General features: G+C 67.2%; 8 protein-coding genes and 1 pseudogene. 8 read left to right on the forward strand and 1 reads right to left on the reverse strand.

Going from position 1 to position 9,387, the window contains the following annotated elements:
• Positions 1-39 precede the first annotated feature (39 nt).
• The 7 genes from Q8N10_RS13625 (at position 40) to Q8N10_RS13655 (ending at position 7,195) form a co-directional block, all read left to right on the forward strand.
• On the forward strand, positions 40-1,251 hold the full coding sequence (locus Q8N10_RS13625; protein WP_304783238.1) for an acyl-CoA dehydrogenase family protein: 1,212 nt from the start codon (positions 40-42) through the stop codon (positions 1,249-1,251).
• A 238-nt stretch (positions 1,252-1,489) separates the two neighbouring features.
• Positions 1,490-2,233 (forward strand): aminoacyl--tRNA ligase-related protein, encoded by a 744-nt coding sequence (locus Q8N10_RS13630; RefSeq protein WP_304783241.1) that lies wholly within the window; start codon positions 1,490-1,492, stop codon positions 2,231-2,233.
• A gap of 80 nt (positions 2,234-2,313) precedes the next feature.
• On the forward strand, positions 2,314-3,606 hold the full coding sequence (locus Q8N10_RS13635; protein ID WP_305663939.1) for a parallel beta-helix domain-containing protein: 1,293 nt from the start codon (positions 2,314-2,316) through the stop codon (positions 3,604-3,606).
• Complete coding sequence (locus Q8N10_RS13640; RefSeq protein ID WP_304783246.1) at positions 3,603-4,661, forward strand: SO2930 family diheme c-type cytochrome; 1,059 nt, start codon at positions 3,603-3,605, stop codon at positions 4,659-4,661. Before Q8N10_RS13635 ends, Q8N10_RS13640 begins: the two co-directional genes overlap by 4 nt.
• A gap of 70 nt (positions 4,662-4,731) precedes the next feature.
• Complete coding sequence (locus tag Q8N10_RS13645; protein WP_304783248.1) at positions 4,732-5,952, forward strand: acetyl-CoA acetyltransferase; 1,221 nt, start codon at positions 4,732-4,734, stop codon at positions 5,950-5,952.
• Between the two features lie 17 nt (positions 5,953-5,969).
• Positions 5,970-6,377, forward strand: a complete 408-nt coding sequence (locus Q8N10_RS13650) for a nuclear transport factor 2 family protein (protein ID WP_304783251.1) — start codon at positions 5,970-5,972, stop codon at positions 6,375-6,377.
• Between the two features lie 14 nt (positions 6,378-6,391).
• The gene (locus Q8N10_RS13655; RefSeq protein ID WP_304783253.1) at positions 6,392-7,195 is read left to right on the forward strand and encodes a DUF1295 domain-containing protein; all 804 of its coding nucleotides are present in this window, start codon (positions 6,392-6,394) and stop codon (positions 7,193-7,195) included.
• A gap of 111 nt (positions 7,196-7,306) precedes the next feature.
• Here the strand turns inward: Q8N10_RS13655 and Q8N10_RS13660 are convergent, their stop codons facing one another.
• Positions 7,307-8,764: a carotenoid oxygenase family protein gene (locus tag Q8N10_RS13660; protein ID WP_304783256.1), complete on the reverse strand. Its 1,458-nt coding sequence runs from the start codon at positions 8,762-8,764 to the stop codon at positions 7,307-7,309.
• A gap of 449 nt (positions 8,765-9,213) precedes the next feature.
• On the opposite strand from Q8N10_RS13660, the pseudogene Q8N10_RS13665 reads away from it, so the two are divergent.
• Positions 9,214-9,387, forward strand: a pseudogene (locus tag Q8N10_RS13665) (flagellin); the annotation flags it as partial.

Genomic DNA, 9,387 nt, shown 5'->3' on the forward strand with positions numbered 1-9,387 from the left:
CTCGACCACGTCGGCGCAAAGACATTTAGGGAAACGACCATGGCTGATTTTGGCGGCGCCGATCTCGACGCCTTCCGCGCCCAGGCCAAGACCTGGCTGGCGGAGAACTTCCCCCCGTCCCTGAAGAGCCGCAGCGACATCGCCGCAGCCGAAGCTCCGGTCCCCGTCGAAGGCGACTACAAGCTCTGGAAGGAGCGCATGGGCGCCAAGGGCTGGGGTGTTCCCACCTGGCCGTCGGAATACGGCGGCGGCGGCCTGAACAGCGCCGAGGCCCGGGTGCTGCGCGAGGAGATGGCCGCGGTCGGCGCCTGGAACCCCATCGGCGGCATGGGGGTGATGATGTTTGGCCCCACCCTGCTGGAATACGGCACCGAGGAGCAGAAGCAGCGCCACATCCCGCCCATCGTCCGCGGCGAGCTACGCTGGTGCCAGGGCTATTCCGAGCCGGGCTCGGGATCTGACCTCGCGTCCCTGCAGACCAAAGCTCAGGACATGGGTGATCATTTCCTCGTAAATGGTTCAAAAATATGGACTTCTGGCGCTCAGTACGCCGACTGGTGCTTCTGCCTGACCCGCACTGATCCCTCCAAGAAGCATGAGGGGATCAGCTTCCTGCTGATCGACATGAAGACCCCGGGCGTCGAGCCGCGGCCGATCCTGCTGATCTCGGGGTCATCGCCCTTCTGCGAGACCTTCTTCACCGATGTGAAGGTGCCCAAGGAGAACCTGGTGGGGCCGCTGAACGGCGGTTGGACGGTGGGCAAGCGGCTGCTGCAGCACGAGCGCAACGGCCTGTCAGGTGGCGGCGGCGCGCCGGCGCGGAGCAATCCGGGGGCGCTCCGCGAGATCGCCAAGAAGTACATCGGCGTCGATGCGACCGGCCGGCTGGCCGACCGCGACTTCCGCACCCGGCTGATCGAGCAGGACATGAACGCCCGCGCCTACCAGCTCACCAACGCCCGGGTGGCCCTGGAGGCGCGAAACCAGAGCGGCCCCAGTGCGGCGACCTCGATCATGAAGAACGCCTCCTCAAGCATCAATGTGAACCACGCCGAGATGGTGGTGGAGGCCATGGGTTATAACGGCCTGGCCTGGGCCGGCGACGAGTTTAGCGCCGAGGAGCTGGCCGCCGCGCGGGCCTTCCTGCGAGTGAAGTCCGGGACAATCGCCGGCGGGTCCTACGAGATCCAGAACAACATCATCTCCAAGCGGATCCTGGGTCTGCCCGACACCAACATCCACACCTACTAGGATTGGGCTTTCCGGCGCGTGCGGTTGACCCGCGCGCGCCCGACGCCTAAAGCGCCGCCATGGCCACCTCGACCGCCAGTGCTGCGATGACCGACCTGCGGAGCGTGCTGAACGCCCGCGGCGGCCGAGGTCTGCGCGTCTTCGGATAGACCGCGGGACCAGGCGTGAGCCGTTCCCGGGCGCTCCGGGGACGTGAAACCACCGCCTGACATTCCCAAATCTATCTGGAGGAGCCGCCGTGCTTTCCCTCTACCAATCCAATGGGTTGGTCCACTGGACCGACCGTGAGATTCGCCTGCGCGACATGATGGCCGCCCACTTCGCCGCTGAGGTGTCCGCCTTCCTGACGAACGCCAACCCCGCCTGGGACATCCGCCGGGTGGAGGCGCCGCAGCTGACGCCGCGCGAGTTGGTGTCGGAGGCCTATGGGCCCGAGGACATATTCTTCATCGAGCGCCTGGGCGACGCCCAGCTGGTCCTGCGGCCGGAGACCACGCCCTCGACCTACGCCTACATGCAGCACCTGCTCAACAGTCACGCCAGGGTGCGCATGCCCCTGTGTGTCTGGCAGTCCGGAAAGTCGTTCCGGCGCGAGCAGGACCAGGTGAGCAAGCACATGCGGCTGAAGGAGTTCTGGCAGATGGAATTCCAGTGCGCCTACACCGCCGATACCGCCAACGACTATCACGCCGCGAGCCTGGAGCCGTTGCGCGCGATGATCGAGGCCATGGTGCGCCTGCCCACGCGCATCGTGCCCTCCGACCGCCTGCCCGCCTATTCCCAGGTGACCATGGATGTGGAGGTCGACAACGGCGACAAGTGGATGGAGGTCTGCTCCATCTCCCGGCGCACCGATTTCCCGCAAGTCGCCCGCTTCCCCACCAAGGCCGGCGAAGTGCGCGAGGTGGCGGTCCTGGTGCTGGAGATCGCCATCGGCCTGGACCGCTGCGTTTATAACTGGAGCGTCGCCGACGCCCGGTAGGCGCCCTGCCCCGGCCGGTCCGCCGGCCGGGGAAAACCTCGCCCCACTTCCCTTGGGTCAGCCCTGACAAGGCGTCCGTCTTGGCCCATTCTCCGTATCCAGAGAGCGGCGCCCGCGAGAGCGCCGCCCATACGGAGGACGACGTCATGGCCACATCGAAACGGGCGCTCTGGGGCGCGACCCTGGCCGCCGCGCTGGTGGCCACCACGGCCCAGGCGGCGACCCTGACCGTCAACCCCGGGCCCGACGCCCAGGAGCGGCTGCAGACCGCCCTGCTGGACGCCAAGCCGGGCGACGTGGTGGCCCTCGGGGCCGGCAAATTCGACTTCACCGACGGCCTCTCCCTCGACGTCGACAACGTCACCGTGACCGGCGCGGGTCAGGGCAAGACGGTGCTGTCCTTCGCCGGCCAGAAGGGCGCGGGCGAGGGCCTGCTCATCACCTCGGACGGTGTCACGGTGCGCGACCTGACCCTGCAGGACAGCAAGGGCGACGGCATCAAGTCCAAGGGCGCCGACCGCATCAGCTTCGTCAGCCTCACCGTGCAGTGGACCGGCGGCCCCAAGGAGACCAACGGCGCCTACGGCGTCTATCCGGTATCCTCCACCAATGTGCTGATCGACCAGGTCACGGGGCGCGGCGCCTCGGACGCCGGCATCTATGTCGGCCAGTCGAAGAACATCATCGTCCGCAACAGCCTGGCGGAGTTCAACGTCGCCGGGATCGAGATCGAGAACTCCACCGACGCCGATGTGTTCGACAATGTCGCCACCCACAACACCGGCGGCATCCTGGTGTTCGACCTGCCGGGCCTGCCGGTGATGGGCGGCCACTCCACCCGCATCTTCCGCAACAAGGTGGTGGATAACGACAACCCGAACTTCGCGCCCAAGGGCAATATCGTGGCCAGTGTGCCGGTGGGGGTCGGGATCATGCTGATGGCCAACCGCGACGTCCACGTGTTCGACAACGACATCTCCGGCAATCAGACCAGCGCGGTGATGCTGGTGAGCTTCAGCCGCAGCTTCGACGACAAGAGCTACAACCCCCTGCCCCGGGACATCGTGGTGCGGGACAACCGGCTGGGGCGCAACGGCTGGCTGCCCGGCCTGCCCGGCGGCAAGATGCTCGCCGCGGCGACCGGCGGGTCTCTGCCTCCGATCCTCTGGGACGGCGTCACCACCTATCCCGGCTACGACGGACCCGCCCCGCGCCTCTACCTGAAGGACGGCCCGGTGCTGAACCTGAACCTTCCCAAGGCGGGCGAGGTGGAAGCCGCCAAGCCGACGGTCACCGCGACCCTCGGATCGCCAGGCCTCCCGGAGCGCGCCGCCGTGGTGCTGCCGGTCGGCCAGGACAAGCCCGCCCAATGATCCGTCTCGCCGCTCTGCTGGCGGCGGTCCTGTCGCTTGGGGCGGCGCCCCAGCCCGCGCCCGTGGCGCTGGACGCGCTGCTGGCCGAGGCGCCGGCGCCGACCCTCGACGCCTACCGGCTGTTCACCGACCAGGGCGCGCGGGCTCCGAACGCCGGCCTGACGCCCTATGCCCTGAACACCCCGCTGTTCAGCGACCACTCGGAAAAGTCCCGCTTCCTGTTCCTGCCGCCGGGGACCCAGGCGACCTATGCCGCCACGGGCGCCTTCGCCTTCCCGGTGGGGGCGGCCCTGGTGAAGACCTTCGCCTATCCCGCCGACCTGCGGAAACCGGGGGATCAGGTGCGGTTCATCGAGACCCGCCTGCTGATCCACAAGCCCCGTGGCTGGGTGGCCCTGACCTATGTCTGGAACCCCGAGCAGACCCAGGCGGTGCTGAAGCGCGCCGGAGCGCGGCTGCCGGTCGCAGTGATCGACCACGCTGGCAGGCCGCTGACCATCGACTACGCGGTCCCCAACACCAACCAGTGCAAGGAGTGCCATTCCCTCTCCGGCGTGCTGGCGCCCATCGGTCCCAAGGCGCGCAACCTGAATGGCGACCTGGCCTATGGGTCGCGGCGCGAAAACCAGCTGGCCCATTGGACGAGGACGGGCCTGCTGGCCGGCGCGCCGGATCCGCACGCCGCGCCCCGCACGGCGGTCTGGAACGACCCGGCCGAGCCCCTGGCCGACCGGGCGCGCGCCTATCTCGACGCCAATTGCGGCCATTGTCACAACCCCGAGGGCATGGCGAGCAACTCCGGGCTCTTCCTGCACCTGGAGGAGACCGACCCCGCCAACCTGGGCGTCCGCCGGCGGCCGGTCGCGGCGGGGCGCGGGTCCGGCGGCCTCGAATTCGATATCGATCCGGGCCGTCCTGAAACCTCCATCCTGCTGCACCGCATGAAGTCCCGCGAACCGGGCGTGATGATGCCGGAGCTGGGCCGCTCCCTGGTGGATGAGCAAGGCGTGGCCCTGATCGCCGACTATCTGCGGAGCCTTCCGGCTTCGCGTTGACACCCAACCAGGGGACGCCTCTTGTCGCCACAGGGCGACGGCAAGAGCGCCCCAAGAGGAAACGAAGGTCATGGTCTACATCCTGGGCGGCTGGCAGAGCGACTTCTCGAAGAACTGGGCGCGCGAGCAGATGGACTTCGCCGACGCCTTCGCCGAGGTGGTGGGCCAGGGCCTGGCCGCCGTGGACCTGGAGCCCAAGGACATCGACACCGGCCACGTCGGCAACTTCGTCGGCGACCTGTTCGCCGGCCAGGGCCTGCTGGGCGGGTTCTTCGGCCTGGTCCACCCCGACTTCGACGGCATGCCCACCTCCCGCCACGAGGCGGCCTGCGCCTCGGGCAGCGTGGCGATCCTGGCGGCCACCGCCGAGATCGAGGCCGGCCGCTACGATACCACCTGCGTCATCGGCCTGGAGATGATGCGCAATGTCTCGGGCCAGCAGGCCGCCCAGAATCTGGGCGCCGCGGCCTGGGCCGGGCACGAGTTCCAGGACGCCACCTATCTGTGGCCCAAGGCCTTCTCCGACCTGGGCGAGGAATATGACCGACGCTGGGGCCTCAAGTACGAGCACCTGATGCGGATTGCGGAGATCAACTTCGCCAACGGGAAGAAGAACCCCAACGCTCAGACGCGGGCCTGGGCCTTCAACGACAAGAGCTTCACCGACGACGACGAGGCCAATCCGGTCGTCGAGGGGATGATCCGCAAGAACGACTGCGGCCAGGTGACCGACGGCTCAGCCGTGGTGTTCCTGGCCTCGGAAAAGGCGGCCAGGGCCTATGCCGACAAGCGCGGCCTGCCGCTGGAGAGCCTGCCGCAGATCAAGGGCTGGGGGCACCGCTCCGCCCCCATCAGCTATGACCGCAAGGTGCGCGCCAGCGCCGGCGAACCTTATGTCTTCCCGCAGGTGAAACGGGCCATCGACGAGGCGCGCGCCCGGGCCGGGATCGACGACTTGAGCCAGGTCCATGCCGTCGAGACCCACGACTGCTTCACCACCACCGAGTACATGGCCATCGAGCACCTCGGCCTGACCGCGCCGGGCGAGGCCTGGAAGGCGGTGGAGGACGGCTCCATCGAGATGGGCGGCCGCCTGCCGATCAATCCCTCCGGCGGTCTGATCGGCGGCGGCCATCCGGTGGGCGCCACCGGTGTCCGCATGACGCTGGACGCCTACAAGCAGGTGACCGGCACGGCCGGCGACTATCAGGTGGAGGGCGCCCGGACGGTCCAGACCCTGAACATCGGTGGCTCCACCACCACCACGGTCAGCCTGGTCGTCGGCCTGTGAGCCCAAAGCTCGCGCTGATGAAGGCCCTGATCGCGGACTGGACCCGGGGCGACATCGACGCCGTGTTGGCGCGCATGACCGACGACGTGGTCTGGCACTACGCCGCCGCCGTCGCCCCGCCCCTCATCGGCAAGGTCAAGGCGCGCAGGTTCCTGGAGCGCTTCAAGGGCGAGATCGCGCAGGTGCGCTGGCGGATGTTCGACCACGCTGAGAGCGGCGACCGCCTGTTCGCGGAAGGCGTCGACGAGTATGTGGCCAAGGACGGCGCCGTCGTGGCCGCGCCCTACGCCGCCGTGATCGAATTCCGTGGCGATCTGATCTGCGGCTGGCGCGACTATGTCGATATCGGCGTCATCGAGGCCCAGAAGGCGGGGGAGCCGCGCAGCGCCTGGCTCACCGCCCTCATCGACCGCCCGGCCCTGTGAGTTAGAGGACACCCATGGAAATCGCTCAACTGCTGCTGCTGAACGCCGGGGTCTCCGTCGCCCTGTTCATCGCGCTGTGGCTCTATTCGATCCGCATCCAGGACCCGAGCTTCATCGACAGCTGGTGGCCGCTCGGCATGGTGGTCATGGCCTGGACCAGCTACCTGATCACCGGCGGACGCGGGCCGCACGCGGCCCTTCTGACCGGGCTCTGCGCCATCTGGGGCATGAGGCTGGGGGTCTATCTGCTCTGGCGCTGGCGCAAGCATGGCGCGGACCGCCGCTACGCCACCATGATGGGCAAGGCCAAGCTGGAGCGCGGCTGGGACTATCCGAAGGCCTCCCTGCTGCTGGTCTTCGCCCTGCAGATGCCGTTGCAGTTCATCGTCTGCCTACCGGTGCAACTGGGCCAGATCCAAGCCACCACCGACCTGGGCGCCCTGGCCTGGGCCGGCGTCGCCCTCGCCGTGGTGGGCATAGCCTTCGAGAGCGTCGGCGACTGGCAGCTCGTCCGGTTCAAGGCCGACCCCGCCAACAACGGCAAGGTGCTGGACACCGGCCTCTGGCGCTACACCCGCCACCCCAACTATTTCGGCGACGCCTGCGCTTGGTGGGGCCTGTGGCTGATCGCCGCCGACACCGGCCTGGTGGGGGCCGCCTCCATCGTCGGCCCGGTGCTGATCACCTTCCTGCTCACCAAGTGGAGCGGTGTGCCGACGGTCGAGGGCCGCATGCGCCGCAAGCGCCCGGACTACGAGGCCTATGTGGCCCGGACCTCGGGCTTCGTGCCGATGCCGCCGAAGAAGGTTGTCTCCTAGAGCATGTCAGGCGCAAGTGGGCGCCGGTTCGCCGCCCGGACATGCTCTAGATTCAAGAAGATAGACCCTCTTTTGTCCGATCAGGTTGATTCAACCTGATCCGGAAAGGGTCTAGGCGCTGAGCATATCCCGTGGCGCCCAGACCGCGTGGGTGCCGCTGCACAGCTTGTGCGGCAGGCGGATCCGGCAGACCGGACCGGCGGCGATATCCTTGGCGTCCAGCAGGATGCACTCCGACGTGCCGGCGTTCTCGTCGGTGAGGAAGCTCACCAGGTAGCCGTCGTCCTCGTCCACCGCGCCCACCCGCGGGCAGAAGGGCGCCTCGCTGGCATAGACGCCCTCGGGCAGGATGAACTCGCTGCTCTCGCCGGTTTCCAGGTCGTGCTTCACGAAGCCGCGGAACAGGAACCAGCCCACCTCGGCCACAGTGGAATAGGCGTAGCGGTACTTCCGTCCGGCGTAGCGGGCGTTGATCATACCGAATTCCAGGATGCGATCATCGAGGTGGCCCTCGGTGGTCTCGCCGGTCTTCAGGTTGAAGCGCCAGCGGTGCAGCTTGGGCTTGAACCGCGACTCGTCGAGATAGGCCATCATGTGCTCGAAGCCGGGAGGCGCGTCCTTGTTCGGCTCCGGGGTCGGGTCCTCCTGGAAGTAGCCGTCCAGCACGATCTCATCGCCCTCCTCATAGGCGTTCAGCCAGTGTAGGACGTAGGTCGGCGCGGCCTCGAACCAGCGGATCTCGCCACCGTGCCGCGGGACGATGGCGAAGCGCGAGGGGATGCCCTCGTGCAGCCGCACCGCGTGGATGTTCCGCTCCAGCAGCTTGGCGTCCCAGAACACCGGCAGATCGTTGAGGATCGAATAGTTGGTGGTGAAGGCCATGTCGTGCGGCAGGCGCGGGCCGGGCAACGGGATAGGGATATAGGTCTTCAGCCGGTTGTCGGGTCCGACCACGCCATAGTGCATGTAGGGGGCGTGCTTGGAGTAGTTGAAGAACATCAGCTCGCCGGTGGCCTCGTCCACCTTGGGATGGGCGCTGACGCCGTCGATAGGCACCCAGCTCTCCAGGCCCTCCTGCTCCAAGGTCAGGGGATCGAGGCGGTAGCCCTCCCCGCACTGATAGAAGGTCGACAGCGCCTTGCCGGCGTGGACCACGACATCGGTGGAGGATGAGTCCTTCAGGAAGCCGTGCGCGCCCCAACCCGGACGCTTGGCCAGTTGGACGGGGTCGGCCAGGCCGCCCCAGAGCGAACCGGCGGCCTCCTGCTCGGCCTCGAAGCCACGGGTGCGGACGAAACGGTTGCGGTAGCTGGCCTGGCCGTTCCGGAACTCGATCTGGTGGATCATCCCGTCGCCATCGAAGGGATGGAAGCGGCCCAGCGGCTGCTGCACCTGGTTCTCGGTATTGCGCAGGTACACGCCATCGAGGTCGGGGGGGATGGCGCCGTGGGTCACCTCCAGGTCGGTGGCGTTGACCTCCTCGTGCAACGGGGTCCAGGCCCCGTTGAGATAGGGATGGTTGCTGGGCAGCAGGCTGGTGACGACAGGCGGAAGCCGTTCGACCTTCATGGATTGCGCGTCCTCGGTTGCGGGGCCCTTCTGAGACGGGGCCATCGGGCGACTCTAGCCGCGCCGCGACGCCGGAGCGAGGGCGCCCTTGGGGCAATTCCGGGCCTTTCGAGCCGCGCGAACAGAGATTCTCACCGATCCATGAAACAAAATTGAGGGGGCTCTAGGTCGACGTCCTTAACAGCGCCGGCCCTCTCGCTGATGTGGAGCGCCGCTGAATCGCCCGAGAGTCATGGGTTAGGCCCCGCCGCCCTCTTAGACTCTCGTCGCCGTTCGTTATGACTCTTGGTGAATCAAACTTAAGGAACGGCCAGAGTATTCCCGGGATTCATAACTCACACATCTTCGCGTAACGATTCAAAAACCCTGCCCCACTACAACGGTGACAGAGCAAAAATGCTTGCGGTCACCAAAACGGTGAACGAAACCTAAAAGTGGGGTTTTCCAAGATGCCGAATAGCGTCAATACCAACGTCGGGGCCATGGTCGCCCTTCAGAACCTGAACCAGACCAGCTCCGAGCTGATGACGGTCCAAAACCGCATCAACACCGGCAAGAAGATCGCTTCGGCGAAAGACAACGGCGCCATCTGGGCCATCGCCCAGAACCAACGCGCCACCTCC

This window comes from Phenylobacterium sp. (assembly GCF_030693625.1).
Classification (GTDB): domain Bacteria; phylum Pseudomonadota; class Alphaproteobacteria; order Caulobacterales; family Caulobacteraceae; genus Phenylobacterium; species Phenylobacterium ferrooxidans.

What these genes read in the sequence shown, in the direction of transcription:
- Q8N10_RS13650 (WP_304783251.1), top strand. Translation starts at nt 5,970, where the DNA reads ATGAAGGCCCTGATCGCGGACTGGACCCGGGGCGACATCGACGCCGTG.
- Q8N10_RS13660 (WP_304783256.1), bottom strand. Translation starts at nt 8,764, where the DNA reads ATGAAGGTCGAACGGCTTCCGCCTGTCGTCACCAGCCTGCTGCCCAGC.
- Q8N10_RS13625 (WP_304783238.1), top strand. Translation starts at nt 40, where the DNA reads ATGGCTGATTTTGGCGGCGCCGATCTCGACGCCTTCCGCGCCCAGGCC.
- Q8N10_RS13645 (WP_304783248.1), top strand. Translation starts at nt 4,732, where the DNA reads ATGGTCTACATCCTGGGCGGCTGGCAGAGCGACTTCTCGAAGAACTGG.
- Q8N10_RS13640 (WP_304783246.1), top strand. Translation starts at nt 3,603, where the DNA reads ATGATCCGTCTCGCCGCTCTGCTGGCGGCGGTCCTGTCGCTTGGGGCG.
- Q8N10_RS13655 (WP_304783253.1), top strand. Translation starts at nt 6,392, where the DNA reads ATGGAAATCGCTCAACTGCTGCTGCTGAACGCCGGGGTCTCCGTCGCC.